General features: G+C 37.4%; 17 protein-coding genes. 14 read left to right on the forward strand and 3 right to left on the reverse strand.

Annotated elements, in window-relative coordinates:
- The first annotated feature begins 51 nt into the window (after positions 1-51).
- Positions 52-1,116, forward strand: a complete 1,065-nt coding sequence (locus O0236_RS01085; protein WP_268912335.1) for an SGNH/GDSL hydrolase family protein — start codon at positions 52-54, stop codon at positions 1,114-1,116.
- A gap of 178 nt (positions 1,117-1,294) precedes the next feature.
- Entirely contained in the window at positions 1,295-2,503 is a 1,209-nt protein-coding gene (locus tag O0236_RS01090) for an MFS transporter (protein WP_268912336.1), read from the forward strand.
- Positions 2,504-2,533: 30 nt separating this feature from the next.
- Here the strand turns inward: O0236_RS01090 and dhaS are convergent, their stop codons facing one another.
- The gene (dhaS, locus tag O0236_RS01095; RefSeq protein WP_268912337.1) at positions 2,534-3,100 is read right to left on the reverse strand and encodes a dihydroxyacetone kinase transcriptional activator DhaS; all 567 of its coding nucleotides are present in this window, start codon (positions 3,098-3,100) and stop codon (positions 2,534-2,536) included.
- Between the two features lie 169 nt (positions 3,101-3,269).
- On the opposite strand from dhaS, the gene O0236_RS01100 reads away from it, so the two are divergent.
- Positions 3,270-3,911, forward strand: coding sequence for an SDR family oxidoreductase (locus tag O0236_RS01100; protein WP_268912338.1), 642 nt, complete (start codon positions 3,270-3,272; stop codon positions 3,909-3,911).
- A 46-nt stretch (positions 3,912-3,957) separates the two neighbouring features.
- Here O0236_RS01100 and O0236_RS01105 read toward each other — a convergent pair whose 3' ends face one another.
- Entirely contained in the window at positions 3,958-4,953 is a 996-nt protein-coding gene (locus tag O0236_RS01105; protein WP_268912339.1) for a LacI family DNA-binding transcriptional regulator, read from the reverse strand.
- Positions 4,954-5,116: 163 nt separating this feature from the next.
- Between O0236_RS01105 and O0236_RS01110 the strand changes: the two genes are divergently transcribed.
- The 11 genes from O0236_RS01110 (at position 5,117) to O0236_RS01160 (ending at position 18,620) form a co-directional block, all read left to right on the forward strand.
- Entirely contained in the window at positions 5,117-6,520 is a 1,404-nt protein-coding gene (locus O0236_RS01110; protein WP_268912340.1) for an SLC45 family MFS transporter, read from the forward strand.
- Position 6,521: 1 nt separating this feature from the next.
- Positions 6,522-8,192 carry a glycoside hydrolase family 13 protein gene (locus O0236_RS01115; RefSeq protein WP_268912341.1) on the forward strand — a complete coding sequence of 557 codons (1,671 nt, stop codon included), beginning with the start codon at positions 6,522-6,524 and terminating at the stop codon, positions 8,190-8,192.
- Positions 8,193-8,312: 120 nt separating this feature from the next.
- Positions 8,313-8,519, forward strand: a complete 207-nt coding sequence (locus O0236_RS01120) for a helix-turn-helix transcriptional regulator (RefSeq protein ID WP_268912342.1) — start codon at positions 8,313-8,315, stop codon at positions 8,517-8,519.
- Complete coding sequence (locus O0236_RS01125) at positions 8,512-8,970, forward strand: hypothetical protein (RefSeq protein ID WP_268912343.1); 459 nt, start codon at positions 8,512-8,514, stop codon at positions 8,968-8,970. Before O0236_RS01120 ends, O0236_RS01125 begins: the two co-directional genes overlap by 8 nt.
- 217 nt (positions 8,971-9,187) lie before the next feature.
- Entirely contained in the window at positions 9,188-10,765 is a 1,578-nt protein-coding gene (locus O0236_RS01130) for an Nramp family divalent metal transporter (RefSeq protein ID WP_268912344.1), read from the forward strand.
- Between the two features lie 601 nt (positions 10,766-11,366).
- Positions 11,367-11,957 (forward strand): ECF-type riboflavin transporter substrate-binding protein, encoded by a 591-nt coding sequence (locus O0236_RS01135; RefSeq protein WP_268912345.1) that lies wholly within the window; start codon positions 11,367-11,369, stop codon positions 11,955-11,957.
- 14 nt (positions 11,958-11,971) lie between these two features.
- A complete protein-coding gene (locus O0236_RS01140) occupies positions 11,972-13,666 on the forward strand; it encodes an ABC transporter ATP-binding protein (RefSeq protein ID WP_268912346.1) in 1,695 nt (564 codons plus the stop codon).
- 10 nt (positions 13,667-13,676) lie between these two features.
- On the forward strand, positions 13,677-14,534 hold the full coding sequence (locus O0236_RS01145; protein WP_268912347.1) for an energy-coupling factor transporter transmembrane component T family protein: 858 nt from the start codon (positions 13,677-13,679) through the stop codon (positions 14,532-14,534).
- Between the two features lie 14 nt (positions 14,535-14,548).
- Positions 14,549-15,499 (forward strand): homocysteine S-methyltransferase, encoded by a 951-nt coding sequence (gene mmuM / locus O0236_RS01150; protein WP_268912348.1) that lies wholly within the window; start codon positions 14,549-14,551, stop codon positions 15,497-15,499.
- Between the two features lie 190 nt (positions 15,500-15,689).
- Positions 15,690-16,550 carry a DNA/RNA non-specific endonuclease gene (locus O0236_RS01155; RefSeq protein ID WP_372791776.1) on the forward strand — a complete coding sequence of 287 codons (861 nt, stop codon included), beginning with the start codon at positions 15,690-15,692 and terminating at the stop codon, positions 16,548-16,550.
- Positions 16,551-16,880: 330 nt separating this feature from the next.
- Complete coding sequence (locus O0236_RS01160; protein WP_268912350.1) at positions 16,881-18,620, forward strand: DUF2075 domain-containing protein; 1,740 nt, start codon at positions 16,881-16,883, stop codon at positions 18,618-18,620.
- Between the two features lie 58 nt (positions 18,621-18,678).
- On the opposite strand, the gene O0236_RS01165 is transcribed toward O0236_RS01160, so the two are convergent.
- Positions 18,679-19,611, reverse strand: a complete 933-nt coding sequence (locus O0236_RS01165; RefSeq protein WP_268912351.1) for a nucleoside hydrolase — start codon at positions 19,609-19,611, stop codon at positions 18,679-18,681.
- Positions 19,612-19,840 lie beyond the last annotated feature (229 nt).

The raw sequence follows: 19,840 nt of genomic DNA on the forward strand, positions 1-19,840 counted from the left end.
ATTATATTATCTTGTGAGCAAAAAGAAGTTTGTAGGAGATTTTAATAAATCATGAAAATCAAGATGATTAGTCGGTGGTTAGTAGTTTTAGCAGTTTCATTAATAGGAGTTATCTATCCAACTGCCAATCTTTCTCAAGGATTCAAAGACCAATATCATAGTGCCGAGGCTGAGAGTAGCCAAGGAAGAAGTAGTAAAGTTCAAACACCTCAGCCACGAAATTTAAAAAAGCATACTTTCGTAAATAAGCATTTTCAAGTCACGAGTAAAATCGATGGAGTAATGTTTAGACAAGTTAACGCGATTCCCGTATATGTGAATGATCAAAAGATTATGAAGTCATATCCAAATACGATTTGGTATAAAGTTGGTGAATCAATTGACGGTAGCTTAAGCCAAGTTAAGGGTTCTAATCGGAATAACGTAATTGTAGTTCCTCAAGGGGCAATTAAAAATATTGCGACCCAACGTTATAACGTTGCTTTACCGAATACAAATAAATTACGAAAGAAAACAGTATTGTTTTTAGGAGATTCAATTACTAAAGGATATAACGGTAGCTATACATATAAACATGCTAGTTTTCCATTGTGGGTGCATAAATATCTTCAAGTTAGAGTGCATAAAGAAGGACATATTCGATCTTCCATCACAGGGGATTCTTTTAATGATTTATTTACGATTTTGCCACACGTTAATTTCAAAAATACCGATGATGTCGTGATTGAATATGGCACAAATGATTATCGACACAGTAATAAGTCACTTGACCAAGTTACAAATGGGCTTGCGACAGCGATTAAATATATAAGAAAACAAAATCCGAATGTCAAAATTTATGGAATCATACCCTTACCAAGATTCGATTTCTATAATATGTCTACGGCATTAGGCTCGGGCGGTTATACTTTCCCAGATCTTCAAAAAGGCTTGGCACAAACCTACCATGATCTCGGAGTTAATACGTATAACGTTGCTAAAGTTCATCCTGATTTTGTTAATACCAGTAATTTCTATCAAAAATATTATGACCATCGTGTTCATCCAACTTGTCAGACTTACCAACAATTCGGTTTATATCTGAGCCAGTGGTTGCAACAACAATTAAATAAATAAACGCTTGTTAAGCAAACGCTCTGATGCTATTAGATTAAATAGTACCAGGGCGTTATTTTAATTTGCGGTGGGACATTTGGATCTAACCAAAAGGTAGAAGGGTAGAATTGCCAGAGATTTCGTATATACTTAATAGTTGATGATTTTCATTTTTGTACAATAGAAAGGTTTAATTATTATGAGTAACATTAATACGCCACAGTGGCAGAAAAACATGCGGGCCCTGTGGTTGGGTAATTTTGCAACTGGTGCTGGTGCCAGTATGTCATTGCCCTTCTTACCATTATTTATTTCTCAGATGGGTAATTTTCCAAAGTGGCAATTGACCTTGTATGCTGGAGCTGCGTTTGCTATTACTTTTTTGTCTCAAGCAATTGTTTCACCAATGTGGGGAAACTTAGCTGATCGAACTGGTCGGAAGCCCATGCTGTTAAGAGCTGCTTTTGGGATGACAATTAGTGCGACTTTGACTGGCTTTTCACCAAACGTGTGGGTCCTGATTTTAATCAGAGGGGTTCAAGGAACGTTTTCTGGCTATATCAATAATGCTTATGCGTTAGTGGCTAGCGAAGTTCCCACAGATAAAAGTGGATCAGCTATGGGGAAAATGACTACTGGAACCGTTGGCGGTCAATTGATTGGTCCAATTATCGGTGGATATTTAGCCGGCATATTTGGATATCGAATTCCTTTTTTCATTTTTGGAGCTATGATGCTCTGTGCGTCGTTAATTACCTTATTCTTTGTTAAGGAAGACTTCACACCAATAGTTAAAAAAGCCAAAAGTGGTATTAAGGACGCTTTTCGTGGCATTGCTCATAAAAGAGTTGTGTGGGCAATGTTTGCATCGTCATTGTTGATTCAAGCGGCAACTAATTCGATTAACCCGATCATTAGTTTGTTTGTAAAACAGTTGATGCACAATCACGGCAATGTTGCTTTAATTAGTGGAATTATTGCGGCTTTACCAGGAATTGCCACATTGTTCGCTGCACCTAAACTTGGTGCGTTAGGGGATCGGGTTGGCCCGCAAAAATTGTTGTTGTGGGGATTAGCATTTTCAGGAATCGTGTTCTTCCCAATGTTCTTTGTTACGTCTGTTGGCTTCTTAGGGGTACTGCGTTTCTTAATTGGTATCGCGGATGCTGCCTTGCTGCCCGTCGTTCAAACAGTATTGACGTTGGAGTCACCAACTGACTCTGTTAGTCGAATCTTTAGTTATTATCAATCTGCTCAAGCGTTTGGATGTGTGGTTGGTCCAATGCTTGCCGCAGGAGTTGCCGGAATTTTTGATTATCGGCACGTGTTCTTGATGACCACAATATTAGTTATTATTAACCTTATTATGGTAAGTCTTGCTTATAAAAAAGATTATCGAAAAGTATAGAAAAAGTTGGGAATTTCTTCCCAACTTTTTTTAATTTGTATAGATTGGTTGTCCCAATCGTAAGAGTAATCCGTTGATTTCATCTTGCAGATAAAATTGAATTTGTTTGGCTTCTAATACTAAATTACTTGAATCGTCCTTTAAAAATCTTTTTAATCTCATGACTAACGATGTACTTAGCATTTCTTGGACAAATTGAAAATAATCATCATCAACATTGATATGTTTTTGGCGAGCCATGTCTGCTAAAATACTACCAATCATATTCTGAATGTGTTCTTGAATAATCTCTTCTGGAGCATTTTGATCATCGATTTGAATAACGCGTTGGTAGAATTGACGATTATCATTGAAGTAGGTTAGCAGCTTGACCATGGTCTCTGGCCACGTTTTGTATTCAGTACAACGGGAAACAGCTTCTTTAACCTCTGATTGATAAACCCATTGTAGGACATCGTACTTGTCATGGAAGAAGTCATAGAATGTCTGCCGACGTAAGTTTGCGGTTTGCATTATGTTGGTTACTGATATTTGGTTAAATGGTTTAGTTAGTACTAGTTGCTTTGTCGCATTAGCAATCCGTTGTTTAGTCAACATATCTATGTCACTCCTCTTTTATCATCTAATTTCATTTTAAGTAAAATCTTGCTGGCTGTCGATGATTGCGACGTAAAACATTTCGGACAAATGCTGAGGATTGTCCGTTAAATTCATTAGCCATCGACCCTATAATGAACTTGTAAACTAGAAAGGGGAATGATTATTTATGGCAAAAGTATTAATCTTAGGCGCTAACGGTAAAATTGCTCGTCTAGCTGAAGAAGAATTATTATCTGATACAGATATTTCAATGAAATTATTTTTAAGAAATGCTAGTCGTCTGACGGCGACTGACAGTGCCCGTCAAGAAGTCATTGAAGGAGATTCCACTGATAAAGAATCTCTCAAGAGCGCAATTAACGGGGTGGACGTTGTTTACGCTAACTTATCAGGATCTAACATTGAAGATCAGGCTAAAAACGTTGTCGCAGCAATGGATGAAAGTGGTGTTAAACGTCTAGTCTGGATTTCAACTCTTGGAATTTATGATGAAGTTCCCGGTAACTTCGGTAAGTGGAATCATGAAATGTTGGATGGTGGCTATTTAGAGACCTATGCCGCAGCAGCTAAAGTCATTGAAGGTTCAGATTTGGACTACACAATTATTCGTCCAGCTTGGTTATCAAATAAAGATATTGTCAGTTATGAATTTACTGAAAAAGGTGAACCATTCAAGGGCACCGAAGTATCTCGAAAGAGTATCGCTGACGTCGTTGTTAAGTTAATCCAAGACCCAAGCAAGGAAGTTCGTCATTCTATTGGTGTTAACCAACCTAATACTGATGGTGACAAGCCTAGCTTTTACTGATAAATGACAATATATTAAAAAAACCGACCTCGTTGAGGTCGGCTTTTTATATTCTACGAGTACTTTCGCCCTCATTTATGTTGAAAGTGAGTAATTGTGACTGGTGAGGACGTTCATCTGTGTTTAGTAACTGTTGCATTCCGCGTTTGCCGATTTCTTTGAAAGGTTGAATTGCAGAAGTGATGATTGGTCTATAAATGTTAGTAATATTTGTACCATCTAAACTCATTACAGAAACATCTTCAGGTACGGAAAAGCCTAATTCTTTGGCTTGGTTGATTATCCCAATTGCCACCATATCGCTACCACCAATTAGTCCAGTGACTCTTAGTTTAGGCTGGAAAAGTTTCTTCGCCGCGGTTATTCCATCCTCGTAGCTAAAATCACCCATTAAAGCTAAACCTGGGTTGAATGAAATGTGGTTATTTTTTAGAGCGTCTTTATAACCTCGAAGACGCTCAGTTCCAGTGTCAGACAAGTCGTTTCCAACTAAAGAGATTTTTCGATGGCCACGTTCAATTAAAAATTCGGTGGCACGATAGCCCAATTGATAATTATCAGTAGTTATGAATGCTGAACCTTTAGGGCCATGAGCTGTTGATAAGAGAATATAAGGTATTCGCGATTGCTGTAAATAATCTAAATTAGAACCATTCAGCTCTACTGCCACCATTATAATTCCCATCACGGATCTTTCAATCGCAGTTACTAATGATTTATATTGAATTTCCTCATCATTTTCTCCAGCGTAGAGAAAAATAACGTTTAAATTATTTTCGAAGGCAACTTCCTGAATACCATCAATGATCTGGTCAGCAAAGTTAGTTTTTGTTGATGAAATAATCACTGCAACAACTTTACTGGTTTGAGTTACTAATTCAACTGCGGTTGTGTTTTTTTGATATCCTAATTCTTCGGCAGCCTTGTGCACTTTAGTTGCCGACTTTTCAGAAAAGTACCCGGTTTTATTATTAAGGATACGAGAAACTGTGGCGACCGATAAATTAGTTTTTTTGGCAATATCTTTGATTGTAGCTTTCATGATAAATACCTCGAATTCTTTAATAACCTTATTCTATCACACTTAAAACGGTTTGATACATTGTAAACGTTTGTGGTGTTGTCAAATAACTATTGTAAACGTTTACAAAAGATGTTAAATTATGTGTGTAAACAAAAAGAGGTTATCCTTAGGAGGGAAGATCATGATTAACAATAAGGTGTCAGATGGTAAAGTCGGTAGTTCTACGGTTCAAGTTGAACCGGCTGCTCATAAATTACCTCAGTTGAGATTATCGACTATTTTTGCATTAACATTTGGATTTTTTGGCGTTAACATGGCGTTTTCATTACAGTCATCACAAATGGGACGAATTTTTCAAACGTTGGGTGCTAATCCTAATAATTTAGGCTGGTTTTTTATTATGCCGCCATTGGCAGGAATGATTATTCAGCCATTGATTGGTAAGTATTCGGATAAAACTTGGACAAAGTTTGGACGACGAATGCCTTACTTATTAATATCTGGGCCAATTGGAGCCATCGTATTGATTCTACTTCCAAATGCAGGTTCATTTGGATTTGGATACGGTTCATTAGCCGCGTTGATGTTTGGAGCTGTTGCCACATTATTTATGGATTTGACATCTAATGCATGTATGCAACCATATAAAATGATAATCGGTGACATGGTCAATGAGGACCAAAAAGATATGGCTTGGTCTTGGCAACAGTCTTTCTCAAACCTTGGTGGTGTTGTGGCAACGATTGCGCCATTCTTGTTAACATTATTTGGTGTTGCTAACACCGCTCCTAAAGGTGAAGTACCTTTGACAGTTAAGATTTCTTACTATGCAGCTGCAATTATTTTATTATTGTCATCTATGTATACAGTATTCTCAGTTCATGAATACGATCCCGTTAAGTATGCAGAATATCATGGACTGGACCCAGAAGAAGAAAAAACAAAAACTCCTGGATTTATTGAGTTATTAAAGACCGCTCCTAAATCATTTTGGGAAATCGCTGTGGTACAATTTTTCGAATGGTTCGCAATTATGTACTTATGGACATACTCAACTGGTGCAATTGCTAAAAACGTTTGGAATACTGTCGATGCATCATCAGCTGGTTATCAAGCAGCCGGAAACTGGTACGGAGTTCTGTTCTGTATCCAATCAGTTTCATCAGTATTCTTTGGTATCTTACTGGCTAAATCTCGTCCTGATCAACGAAAACTTTGGTACAAAGTTGGTGCGCTGGTTGGTGCCGTGGGATTTATTTCAATATTCTTTATCCATAGCCAATGGTTACTAATCATTTCGTTCATCTTGATTGGAGTTAACAATTTGACCATGAATACTCAGCCTTTCTCATTACTTACTGAATCACTTGACGGTAAAAATGAGGGAGCATACCTGGGATTATTTAACTGCAGTATTTGTCTACCACAAATCGTTGCATCTCTCGCAAGTTTTGCGATTTTCCCACTAGTTGGTCACAATATGCCTGCAATGCTATTAGTTGCTGGAATTTCATTGATATTTGCAGCATTGTCAGTTAATTTAATTCATTCATCATTCGATAAAAAATCTGTGGAGGAAGACTAATATGAAATCAACATGGTTTAAAGATTCTGTAATTTATCAAATTTATCCAATGAGCTTTCAAGACAGTAATCATGACGGAATCGGTGATTTAAATGGAATCCGCCAAAGGTTACCATATCTAAAGGATTTAGGAGTTGATGTTTTATGGTTGAATCCAATTTATAAATCACCAAACATTGATAATGGTTATGACATCGCTGATTATGAAAGTATCAATCCAGATTATGGAACGATGGAAGACTTCGATAATTTATTAGCAGATGTTCACGAGCATGGAATGAAATTATTGATGGACTTGGTGGTTAACCATACATCTGATCAACATGAGTGGTTCCAAGAAAGTAAAAAATCAAAAGATAATCCATATTCTGATTACTATATTTGGCGTGATCCTGTTGACGGTCACGAACCAAATAACTGGGGTTCATATTTCAGTGGATCAGCTTGGACATTTGTGCCTGAAAGAGGACAGTACTACTTACACTTGTTCGCTAAGGAACAACCTGACTTGAACTGGGAGAATCCTGAAGTTCGTCAACAAGTATATAAGTTAATGAAATTTTGGCTCGACAAGGGTGTTAATGGATTTAGAATGGATGTTATTAATTTAATTTCTAAGCCAGCAGGATTGCCAGATGCTGAAGTACCAGTTGGTGGTATCTATGGAAATGTAGAGCCATTAGTGGCTGATGGACCACGGTTGAATGAATTTCTTAAAGAGATGAATCAAGAAGTTTTATCTAATTACGACATGATGACGGTGGGTGAAATGCCAGGATCCACTCCAGAGGATGCCATGCAGTACACAAATCTTGAGGGTACTGAGTTGAATATGGTTTTCCAATTTCAACACGTTAACTTGTCACCAAATAAAGACTCACGTTTTGGTAAATTTAGCGATGACAAAATCAAGCTACCAGAGTTAAAACAAGCTTTATCAGTATGGCAAGAAGAATTAGATGGCAAAGGTTGGAACAGTCTTTACTGGAATAACCATGACCAACCACGAGCAGTTTCGAGATTCGCCACTGATGACCCAGAATATCGAGTCAGAGCAGCTAAAATGCTTGGAACTACGCTTCACTTTATGCAAGGGACACCATTTGTGTATGAAGGTGAAGAAATTGGGATGACGAATAATCATTTCAATAAGCTTGAAGAGTACGAAGATCTGGAAGTTTTGAACATGTATCACGATGTGGTTGATACACAGCACATTGTCGTTCCGGAACAGTTGATGAGATGGATAGCCGATCGTTCAAGAGATAATGCCAGAACGCCGATGCAATGGGATGACAGCCAAAATGCTGGATTTACAGATGCTACCCCTTGGTATCGATTGAACCCTAATTATCATGACATCAATGTCAAAAATGCACTTGAAGATAAAGACTCGGTTTACTATTATTATCAAAAATTAATTCAACTTCGCCATGACAGTGAACTGATTCGGTATGGAACATATGAATCACTTGATCCTGATGACGATGAAGTCTTTGCATATAAACGACAATATAATGGCCAAACTTTATTGGTCATTAGTAACTTTACTAATAAGAAAGTTAGTCGCGATTATGGTCAAGAAAATGCTGATGAGTTGCTGATCAGTAATTACGCAGATCAAAGTAACGATTTTAGGCCTTATGAAACAAAAGCATATTTGTTTAAATAAGTTATGAAGATTACCTCAATATCTGAAATCAGTCGGATGTTGGGGTTTTTATTGACTATAAATGTAAAAGATGTTTTACTTTATATGTAAAACGATTTTTACATTTGTGGAGGAGACATAATGCGAAATACAATTAAAATTCGACGAAAAGCCGTCAAAATGTCTCAAGCAGATCTTGCTGAATTAACGTCAGTCACAAGACAGACAATTATTGCAATTGAAAACGATAAGTATGATCCTTCGTTGCAATTGGCGTTTAAACTTGCTGAGGCATTAGAGACTAATGTAGACGAATTATTTATTTTTAGGGAGGATAAGAATGAATAAATCAGAAAGAATTGTTAAGTTTACTTTTTGGACTAATAACTTGATGTCCATATTAATTGGTATGATTATGTTCTTAACGTTCACAATGAACGGTTGGTTTCCAATTAGACAAATAACTATTGATGCTTTAGCTATTATTGCTGTCTTTGTTTTAGTAGTACAGATTTATTATTTAAGAGTAAAAATGAATATTCCATTTTCTAAGTGGAATAATATATATTATTTCACAGAAGATGAGCGTGATGAGAATAATGCGAATAGGGTGAATTCAATTTTGGCGGGCCAAGACTATCAATTTTGGATGTACATTATTGGAATAATTCCAGTATTAATGTATGGGTTTTATGGGTCTGCTCTGCTGATGATGCGATCGCTCATCATATTGTTTTCTGTTGGAACAATTAGTATTAACATTAGATATAAATCCTTATGGAACAAAATGAATAGTTGATTTTATTGGTAATCATCGTTTGATGGTTGCTTTTTATTTATTTTTTTCAAGCATCGTAAACGTTTCCATTGTTTATATTTGAATAACCAAAAGTGTATCATTAGTCAGAAATGCCCGTCCACGGGCATTTTGGGGGTTATATTATAACTCGAAGGATGATATCCTAGTTAAGGATGTTCAGGCGGACCATTTCGTCCAACGAAGGAGGACTCCATTTATGGATAAACAAACTACTCCGAAGAAACATCATTTAATTAAATACGCAAATGGTCGCTCTTTGGAAGAAATTAACGGTACAGTTGAGGTACCAAAGGGAAAAGGATTCTGGAAAACATTATTTATGTATTCTGGGCCGGGTGCATTAGTAGCTGTTGGATACATGGATCCAGGTAATTGGTCAACTTCAATTACCGGGGGACAAAATTTTCAATACTTACTGATGTCTGTGATCTTAATGTCGAGTTTAATTGCAATGCTGTTACAATACATGGCGGCTAAACTGGGCATTGTGACTCAAATGGATCTAGCACAGGCAATTCGTGCTAGAACAAGTAAGGCTTTAGGAATCGTGTTATGGATCTTGACCGAGTTAGCTATTATGGCAACAGATATCGCTGAAGTTATTGGTGCAGCGATTGCTTTATATCTTTTATTCCACATTCCATTAGTTTACGCAGTTTTTATTACCGTACTTGATGTATTGTTATTGCTATTATTGACTAAAATTGGATTTAGAAAAATCGAAGCAATCGTCGTATGTTTGATCTTAGTGATTTTGTTTGTGTTCGTTTACCAAGTGGCACTTTCCAACCCAGACTGGTTAGGCGTGTTCACTGGTTTAGCTCCTACCAGCCAAACATTTGCAGGTAGTCCTGACATTGGCGGTATGAACCCATTAAGTGGAGCTTTAGGAATTATTGGGGCCACGGTTATGCCTCATAATCTATACCTGCACTCTGCCATTTCACAAACTAGAAAAGTTGACCATTCTGATGAAGAAGACGTCGCTCGTACAGTTCGTTTTACAACTTGGGATTCTAACATTCAGTTATCATTTGCGTTTGTTGTTAATTCACTACTCTTAATCATGGGAGTGGCTGTATTTAAGAGTGGGGCAGTTAAAGACCCGTCATTCTTTGGCTTGTTTGAAGCTTTATCAGATACTTCAGTCTTGAGTAACGGAATTTTGATTCAAGTTGCTAAATCTGGAATTTTATCAGTCTTATTTGCGGTTGCATTATTGGCTTCTGGTCAAAACTCAACCATTACTGGAACCTTAACTGGTCAAGTAATCATGGAAGGGTTCATTCACATGAAGATGCCATTGTGGTTACGTAGATTGATCACTCGATTGATCTCAGTTATCCCTGTGTTGATTTGTGTCATGATGACCGGTGGTAGAACACCAATTCAACAACATGAGGCGATTAATAATTTGATGAATAACTCACAAGTCTTTCTAGCATTTGCGTTACCATTTTCTATGTTGCCATTGTTGATGATGACTAATTCAGCAGAGGAAATGGGAGAACGCTTCAAGAATTCAAGATTGATTAATATTTTAGGATGGTTCTCAGTTATCGCATTAACTGCGTTGAACATGAAGGGACTTCCTGATGCAATTAAGGCATTCTTCGGTGCAAATCCAACTGCTGCTGAAGTTAGCATGGCCAATATTATTGCTTATGTATTAATCGCTTTGATTCTTGCATTATTAGCATGGACTATTTATGACATGCATAAGAGTAACAAGAAATTCAATCTTGAATTTGAAGCTCAAGGTTCTGAATTTTAAGTAGTACAAGTAGTTATTGTCGTTCATTTCGCTATGAACAGAGTTTAAAAAAATATATGTCCGCCTGACATAGAAAAAAAGCCGTCTCGAATCGAATGTGATTTGGGGCGGTTTTTTTGTTTATCATGAGAAATTTCCTAAGAGAATGTTAGCGCAAAAAATTCAGGCGGTCTATATTTTCATGAGGGATTTAAATATTGTGAACGCACGTTAATGACTGACGATTCATACATGACAGTGAATAATTTTAATTTATTTTGAAATAGTCTATTGACATATCAAATGATTAGCAGTTTAATATTAGAAAATGATTAGATAAGCGAAGATTGAATGAGTAGATTCTAATTGTGTGCTAAAGAGAGTCAGGTTAGGTGAGAGCTGATCACAACAATTACGTCGAATATGGTTCATGAGCTTTTCTTTGTGAATGTAAAGTGAGCAAAGACGGTAGCCCCGTTACTGGCAAAGCAGTTCGTATTCTGGACTGTGGAGATACTGGCTCAATGTTTGTCAGTAAAGACAGGTGGTACCGCGCAAAAGCGCCCTCGATTTTTTCGAGGGCGCTTTTTTTGTTTATCTAATACAAAATGGAGGAATGAATATGATTGTAAAGGAAAATCGTGAATCAGTATTTAGCAAATTAGTTGGAAAGTGGAGTACTCAATCCGTAGTTACAGTTGCTGTTGGAGCCGCCTTATTTGGAGTGTTGTTAGACTTTGTTGGTATTCCAATCTACACAAACACTAAGTTATCTGTGGCGTATCTATTGCCAGTTTTCATTGGCGCAACATATGGTCCACTTCCAGCAGGCTTGATTGGATTATTTGGAAACTTTTTTGCGGACCTAATTGCTGGATCAGGGTTTTGGCCAGAATGGTGGATCGGTAATTTTATCGCAGCATTCATCATTGGGTTATTGCCACTTTATGGTGCTCGGATTGAGGATGGTATCTTTACTAAGAAACATGCCGTCATCTTTACTGTTGCTTCGTTACTAGGATTGTTGGTTGCTTTTGGATTTGTTGCACCATTCCTAAACACATTGTTTTATGGTGGTGAAAAATTAATTAACTTTGCTCAAGGATATATCGCTGTTGTTTCCGACGGTGTAGTTACGATCCTGGCGGGTATTCCGCTACTATTTTCTCTTGCTAAACGAAATCGGAAAAATTCACATCTAACTAAGGAATAAATTGGAGGCTCATTATGGCAGAAGTACAACCAATTATCAGTTTTGAAGACTTCACTTTTAGATATAAAAGCCAGGATGAACCGACTTTAAAGCATATCAACTTAGATGTTTTTCCTGGTGAAAAGGTTCTGATTCTTGGCCCTAGCGGTAGCGGTAAATCAACTTTGGCTAAAGCTATTAATGGATTGATTCTAGATAAAGACAATGGTGGATTCACTGGTGACGTTGTGGTTAACGGGGAATCATTAAATGATGCAACAGTTTTCTCTAGGTCATCAACCATCGGTACAGTGCTTCAAGATTCTAATTCACAATTTGTTGGTCTTAGTGTGGGTGAGGATATTGCGTTTTATCTGGAAAATCTAAACACACCTTTACCTGAGATGAAAGAAAAAGTGGCAAGTTCAGCAAAGATAATCGGGATGCATAATCTCTTGAAACGGCTGCCTTTTTCTTTGTCAGGTGGCCAAAAACAACGAGTGACCGTGGGCGGTGTTTTAAATGGAGATGCTCCAGTGATCTTATTGGATGAACCATTAGCGGCATTAAATCCTAAGATGAGCAACCAGATGATTGAGCTGTTGGATAATCTAAACAAAAAGAATAATAAAACGATTGTGATTGTAGAGCATCGTCTTGAAGAAGTACTGCATCGCAATATTGATAAGATTGTGCTTGTTGCTGATGGCGAAATAGTGACCGTAGCCACTTCAGATGAGCTATTAAAAACTGATTTATTAGAAAAATATGGAATTCGCAGACCACTATATTTAGAATGCCTCGAACGATTGGGTAAAGTTGAAACTAATAGTAGAAATATTTGGAATGTCGATCGAATTGATTTAACGGGTTATCAAGATAAGCTTAGGCAGTTAGTTGCCAAGCCATCCACAGAACAATCGAATGCTGATTATTCAAATAAGGAAAATTTGATTGAAATCAATAACTTGAGATTTAGCTATGATAACCAACCGTTTGTTCATATTGATAATCTTCAGATTAACAGAGGTGAAAAGATAAGTTTAATTGGCAAAAATGGTGCGGGAAAGTCAACATTTGCTCAATTGCTTTGTGGTGTTTTAAAGCCACAACTGGGAACTATCAATGAACTTGGAAATGACATTGAAAAGCAATCCATTCAAGAAGTGGGTCAGCAAGTTGGATACATTATTCAGGATCCCGACAAGATGATTGTGGAAGATACAGTGATAGATGAAGTTGCTTTAGCATTAAAACTTCACGGATTTGCAAGCGAGGAAATTAAACTTCGAGTCGATAAAGCATTGAAAGTTACTGACTTATATTCTATGAGAAATTGGCCAGTTGATGCACTGAGTTTTGGCCAGAAAAAACGGCTGACGATTGCATCAATGTTAGTTATTAAACCTGCCGTTCTGATTTTGGATGAACCAACTGCGGGTCAAGACTTTAGACACTATAAACAAATGATGGACTTTGTAAATCAGCTTGTTAGTCAGAATGATATGGCAATGATCGTCATCACCCATGATATGCAGTTAGCACTTGATTATACAGACCGAACTATCGTGATTGATAATGGTGGCGTAATTTCCGATAAAGATCCATATGCCACATTAGCAGATAAAGAATTATTAACACGTACAGGATTAGTACAAACGTCAATTTATAAGTTAGCTGATCGGGTTGGAGTATCTGGTGAGAAATTAGCAAGAACAGTTTCGATTTAGGAGGATAGCTATGGAAGATACATTTATAATCAATTATTTGCCCGGAGAACATGCAATTCAAAAATTAAATGGAACAACCAAAATAGTGTTGTTAATCGCAAACTTATTGCTAATTATGCTTACCTTCGATGTTCGAATTCTGACCACTGCATTCTTGATAAATTTTTGTCTATTACTTTCCGAAAAGCCAAAATGGCAGACAGTCAAAGCAGTTACTTGGTTTGTTATCTGGATGAATGTGGTGAATGTTGCGATGATGTTTTTAGTCTCACCAAATATAGGAAGTACTACTATTGGGCAATCTACAGTTCTATTTAGTTTGACTAATAATTTTCCTGTTACAGCTGAAACGGTATTTTATCTAAGTGTTCGTTTGTTAAAGGTTTTCAGTATGTTCGTAGCAAGTTTGTGGTTTATTCTAGCAATTACTCCAAGTCAATTGGCTGAAGGGTTATATCGATTGCATGTTCCGTACAAGGTATGCACAGTGATGTCTCTTGGATTAAGATCTATTCCGGACATTATGCGAGACTACAAGACAATTAAGAATTCTCTACAAATGCGTGGATTAGAGTTAGACAAGAAAAAATCTAGCATGATTCAAAGAGTCAGACTTTCAGTAAAGATTTTAATGCCATTATTAATGGCGACATTTAATAAGGTCGGCACGATTTCAACAGCGATGGAGTTACGCTTGTATGGCATAAAGAAGCAACGCTCTTACTATACTTACCAAAAGCCACTTAAGCTTGATTGGACTTTTCGGGTCTTAGCTATTATCGAAATTGTTTTTGCAATCACATATTTATTTATTGAAGTGTTTGTTATTCGAGGAGGATTATCATACGTTTGGTATCCTGGAAAATAGGCGAGGTGAAACTCATGGTAAAAAGTAAATTAAAGAAACGATTAGATGAATCACCACGTAATGCTTTGGTGCTAGATGGTGCAATGGGCACCTTGCTTGAAACAGAGGGGTTGATTGACAGCCAGAGATTATGGTCGAGTCAACCACTCGTTAATAATCCAGATGCGATTTATGATGCTCACTTGAAGTATCTTGAGGCAGGGGCAGATGTGCTCATTACGTCAACATATCAAGCAAATCCAAGGGTATTTACTGCTAATGGTTTTAATGAGAATCAGGCCAATATGTACATTGCTGAGTCAGTGAAGTTAGCGCAACGAGCGCGCGACTCATATGCATCTGAGAATCATTCGAAACCCGCAATCATTGCAGGAAGTATCGCTCCTTATGGTGCTTTTCTCAGTGATGGTAGTGAATACACTGGAGAATATCAGCTCTCTAAAGATGAATTTCAAGCGTTTCATCGACCTCTTTTGAAGCAGCTGAATAAATCCGGAGTTGATTTGTTGGCGCTAGAAACATTTCCAAGATTTGATGAAATCAAGGCCTTAGTCGAATTGATTCAAAATGAATTTGATGATCAAAAAGCTTGGGTAGCTTTAAGCACAATGGATGAAGCTACGATATGTGACGGCACTTCAATCGCTGAGGTCGTTAAATATCTAGATGAACAACCTAATGTTGAATTTATTGGAGCAAATTGCACCTCTATCTTCCGAATAGATGGAATTATTAAACACATTCGTCGATATACTAATAAACCAATCATTGTTTATCCAAACAATGGGGATGAATATGACGGGACTATTGGTGAGTGGATCACTCAAGATTTATCAGCTGACTTTGGAAAGTTTGCGCAAACTTGGTTGGCAAGCGGTGCCAACATAATTGGTGGCTGTTGCCGATCAACTCCTGAAGACATCAGTAAAGTTGCAGAAGTAATTCATGGCTTGAAGGTTGAATAATAAAAAATATAAATTGAAACAAGTGCACTCTCGTCAAAATTTGACGAGAGTGTTTTCATGATGTACGTAATTTCCTGAAATTCTCTTTTTTCATCTTCCAATTCATGTATAATTAATTGTTACGAACTTTCGATGGTTCTAATAAATACATAACTTGGGAGATGGAATTATGCACCACTTGAATAGAGTGATGTTGGTAATTGCATTGGTTTTTGGATTAACTATTAGTTCAGAAGCTGCGATGACACCAACTAATGTTAGTGCTACCACAGCCGTTTACATAACGAGAACAGGGAAGCACTACTTTTATCACCGACATAACCGCGGCTTGAATAGAGCTAAAAAGGTATATCGAGTCAGTTTGGTCACGGCACGAAGAAAAGGACTTACGTTAGCTAAAACTGACTATAGTACTGGACGGACTACAGTCCGACGTGCTCCAAGGCGAACTGTAAGAAGAGCAGTTAAACGGAATCCAACTGTTTCAAAGACGAGCTACCACGATAAATTAATTACGGTCGTTAATGGCAATCGACCAACATTTACTCACAACGAATTGTCATTAGCTAGAGGGCCTTGGCAATATTACGGCCGTTTGGATGACTTTAATCGACCAACAATTGCTAAAGCAATGTTGAATGAGAGATTGATGCCATTGGCCCAACGCGAATCGTTATATGTTGATCCGACTGGTTGGCACAATAAGCGAACTAATTCAGGTTGGTTATACAATCGTTGTCATTTGATTGGCTACCAACTTACAGGACAGAATAATAATCCTAGAAACTTAATCACGGGAACCCGTGAACTTAATGATCCTGGGATGCTGAAGTATGAAAATCAAATAGCAAGTTATCTGAGACTCAGCTCTCACCACTATGTTCGTTATTCAGTGGCTCCGAACTTTAAAGGCAATAATTTATTGGCATCTGGGGTACACATGCAGGCTAAATCTGTTGGTAGTGACGCGGTTAGCTTCAATATCTACGTTCATAACATTGAACCTGGGTATGCGTTGAATTATGCAACAGGTACGAGTGTGAAAAATTAATAAGTCTATTTAAATATAAAAAAAGATTAAGAGGTCTATAAAAATGAACAAATTCAAAAAAGCAGCAATTATCACAGGATTAGTATTTACAGTACAAACAGCTGGTAGTGCAGTTGTATTACCACCGGTTGTTAGTAATGCAAGGACTACTTATGTTTGGATTGCTCCTTATCAAGGAAGAAAGTATCATTATAGTAGAGGTTGTCGTGGATTGAACAGAGCACGTTCTACGCGACACGTAACATTGCATTGGGCTAAATCACATCGATACAAGTTATGTGGATGGGAATAGTAATCTTAACCCGGATTAGTTTATAAGGAGTCATTACCGTGAAAAATATTATATCTCCAGTAATCAAAAAGGTTGATTATAGCAGTGAGTCTTTTGAGGAACTAACTAATAGCATTGCTGGTGACGAACGAGAATTTAGACTACTAGTTAAATTTCCGACCGTTTATATCGTGTTTTCAAAGATTAAGAACAGAGAATATGAAGTATATGTCGGGGAAACCAACAATATTGAGCGGAGAACCTTTCAGCACTTACATGAGTCAAGAGAAGATTGGCAAGAATTATCCAAAATTGATAGTGCCAAGATGTTTGTTATAGGTCATGATCATTTCAATAAGTCTTTAACATTAGACATAGAAAATAAGATGATGCTGTACATGACAAGCGTCCCTCAAGTTAAGAAAATTAATAATCGTCGCGAAAATCAACAAGATGATTATTACACAGCTGATGAAATGGATGATATTTTTTCAAAGGTGTGGTTGCAATTACAGGAATATGATAAAGACTTATTTCCAGTACAATCAATTATCGAAGACTCCGCGATATTTAAGGCCTCACCGTTTCATCAATTAACTAGTCAACAAGAGTCTGCTAGAGAGGATATAATTGATCACGTTATTGATGCTTTAAATGAGAACAAAACAGGTCAACTGATTTTGGTAGAAGGTGAAGCAGGTTCTGGGAAAACGGTATTACTTAGCACACTCTTTTACCAGTTAAATCAATTGAAATCTAATATTGTTAGTCCTAATATTGACAATTTAAATAGCTATTTAATCATTAATCATGATGAACAGCTTAAGGTCTATGAAGATATTGCAAAAAAGCTTGGCATTATGCAAAAAAATAATGAAACAGTTTTAAAACCAACTCGATTTATTAATAAGCACGGTGTTGATAAAAAGGCTGATGTAGTACTGATTGATGAGGCACATTTATTATGGACGCAAGGTAAACAATCGTATCGAGGTAAAAATCAACTTGAGGATATAATGGATAGGGCAAAAATCGTTATTGCTGTTTTTGATCCCAAGCAAATCCTTAAGACTGAAGGATATATGAATACTAGCTCAATTCAGCGGTTAAGAAACAAAGCTTCTAATCAAGGGAACCTAATTGAACTGACTAATCAAATGCGAATAAATGCCAGTGATGAAACCATTCAATGGATTAGAGACATTATTGATAATCGAATGGTTAACAAAATTCCGAAGGATCCTAAGTATGATTTAAAGATATTTGATGATGCTAGGAAAATGTATGATCAGATTAAACTTAAGTCTAAAGATAGCTCAAACGGATTATCTAGAATGGTTGCCACTTTTGATTGGAAATATAACGGGAACCGAGGGCCAGAAGATGGTGGCTATTGGATGGTTAGCACGGGGAATATTACCTTGCCATGGAATTTACAACTTCCGGTACCAAAATTAACTGGTAGGAAGAATTCAGAGTTGCCGTGGGCCGAACAACCACAAACTATTAATGAAATTGGCTCTACTTACACTATCCAAGGATTTGACTTGAATTATTGTGGCTTAATCATTGGTCCGTCAGTTAAGTACAGAAATGGTAAAATTATTTTTGATCCAGAGGAAAGTTGCAATGAACATGCAACTCGCAATCGAACTATGGACGACGGTACGAAGACGACGGTTTACGATAAATTACTTCCCAATGAATTAAATGTTTTGATGACTCGTGGAGTTAATGGACTTTATATTTATGCGGTTGATGACCAATTGAGAGAAGCACTAAAGAATGCCGACAGATAATAGATAAACAAAAAACCGACCTTAACGCTTATACGCGATTAGGTCGATTTTATATTTATTATTCCGTCGCACTCTTCGCCAACTCATCAATTTTATCAAAGAATTCATCTGCATGAACGCTTATGACAAAGGTCACTTCTCTGCCATTTTCGGTAATGTAAGTTTTACCAGCCGAAGGACCGTCAACAATGACGTCAGTAGTGATTTGCTTGGATTCAACTAATTCTGGGTACTTGCTAACTAGGGTGGTTAAGACATCCCACAGATAGTAAGTTGAGTTAGCCTCAAATGAATGAACCAGTGAGTAACCCATGCCAATCAAATCAATTGCTGGGTATTGACGTTGTTTAGCCCACCGGCTTCGAAGTTCTGGAGTTAGTGGTACCTGATTGGTGCTATCTAGACTAACCACGGTAATCTTAATATCAGAATCCCAGACGGTTTTCACCGCTTCTGGATCCCAAAAGGCATTCCATTCAGCTGAACCGTCATGGCCAGGTTCAGATACGTTACCATCAGTTGTCATTGAGCCACCCATCCAGTAAAGTTCGGCAATGTTATCGGTGACAGTTGCGTCAACTTCGATTGCGCGAGCTAAGTCTGTTAGCGGACCAGTCATCACAACCGTGACCTTTTCATCACTGGCCTTAATTTTCTCAAGCATATCTAAATGGGCTGGCTTATCAGCTTGTGGAGTGATAACTTTGCCAGATTCATTGAGAATTGGGAAATCATCGAATGAGAATGTGCTTAACCGCCACTCTTTTGGGAACTGATTAACAGGCCGCGAGTTAGACATTGCCACTTCAAGATTGTCCTGATGGCCGAATAGGTCAATGATCTTGCGGGATGCTGATACGGATGGCTCAACATAGGAGTCTGCCCCCACTGCACTAACTCCAATGATGTTAGTGTCTGGGAATTGAAGTAGGAGTAGTAATGAAACTAGGTCGTCAACGTTACCGTCGTGGTTAAAGTAGATAGTTTGCAAAATGATACCTCCAGTTCTTTTGTTAGAAGAATTATATCGCTTTTTATCTTTAAAAGCGAACTATTTTTGATAAAGCGTTTAAATCGTACGCTTTAGCTCTCCGACATTCATCCATGTAACAAAACTCACAAGCGCTTCCAAAAGCTCGACTAAAAATAGTCGAGTTTTTTTAATAATTTCTCAACTCATCATGTAATGCATCAGGGAAGTGGAACATGTTCCGCTAAAT

Origin of the sequence: Lentilactobacillus sp. SPB1-3 (assembly GCF_026913205.2) — a bacterium.
In the GTDB taxonomy this organism is placed as follows: domain Bacteria; phylum Bacillota; class Bacilli; order Lactobacillales; family Lactobacillaceae; genus Lentilactobacillus; species Lentilactobacillus terminaliae.

Excerpts from the sequence above, each read along its gene's own strand:
- O0236_RS01085 (WP_268912335.1), top strand. The coding sequence starts at position 52 with ATGAAAATCAAGATGATTAGTCGGTGGTTAGTAGTTTTAGCAGTTTCA.
- O0236_RS01090 (WP_268912336.1), top strand. The coding sequence starts at position 1,295 with ATGAGTAACATTAATACGCCACAGTGGCAGAAAAACATGCGGGCCCTG.
- dhaS (WP_268912337.1), bottom strand. The coding sequence starts at position 3,100 with ATGTTGACTAAACAACGGATTGCTAATGCGACAAAGCAACTAGTACTA.
- O0236_RS01100 (WP_268912338.1), top strand. The coding sequence starts at position 3,270 with ATGGCAAAAGTATTAATCTTAGGCGCTAACGGTAAAATTGCTCGTCTA.
- O0236_RS01105 (WP_268912339.1), bottom strand. The coding sequence starts at position 4,953 with ATGAAAGCTACAATCAAAGATATTGCCAAAAAAACTAATTTATCGGTC.
- O0236_RS01110 (WP_268912340.1), top strand. The coding sequence starts at position 5,117 with ATGATTAACAATAAGGTGTCAGATGGTAAAGTCGGTAGTTCTACGGTT.
- O0236_RS01115 (WP_268912341.1), top strand. The coding sequence starts at position 6,522 with ATGAAATCAACATGGTTTAAAGATTCTGTAATTTATCAAATTTATCCA.
- O0236_RS01120 (WP_268912342.1), top strand. The coding sequence starts at position 8,313 with ATGCGAAATACAATTAAAATTCGACGAAAAGCCGTCAAAATGTCTCAA.
- O0236_RS01125 (WP_268912343.1), top strand. The coding sequence starts at position 8,512 with ATGAATAAATCAGAAAGAATTGTTAAGTTTACTTTTTGGACTAATAAC.
- O0236_RS01130 (WP_268912344.1), top strand. The coding sequence starts at position 9,188 with ATGGATAAACAAACTACTCCGAAGAAACATCATTTAATTAAATACGCA.
- O0236_RS01135 (WP_268912345.1), top strand. The coding sequence starts at position 11,367 with ATGATTGTAAAGGAAAATCGTGAATCAGTATTTAGCAAATTAGTTGGA.
- O0236_RS01140 (WP_268912346.1), top strand. The coding sequence starts at position 11,972 with ATGGCAGAAGTACAACCAATTATCAGTTTTGAAGACTTCACTTTTAGA.
- O0236_RS01145 (WP_268912347.1), top strand. The coding sequence starts at position 13,677 with ATGGAAGATACATTTATAATCAATTATTTGCCCGGAGAACATGCAATT.
- mmuM (WP_268912348.1), top strand. The coding sequence starts at position 14,549 with ATGGTAAAAAGTAAATTAAAGAAACGATTAGATGAATCACCACGTAAT.
- O0236_RS01155 (WP_372791776.1), top strand. The coding sequence starts at position 15,690 with ATGTTGGTAATTGCATTGGTTTTTGGATTAACTATTAGTTCAGAAGCT.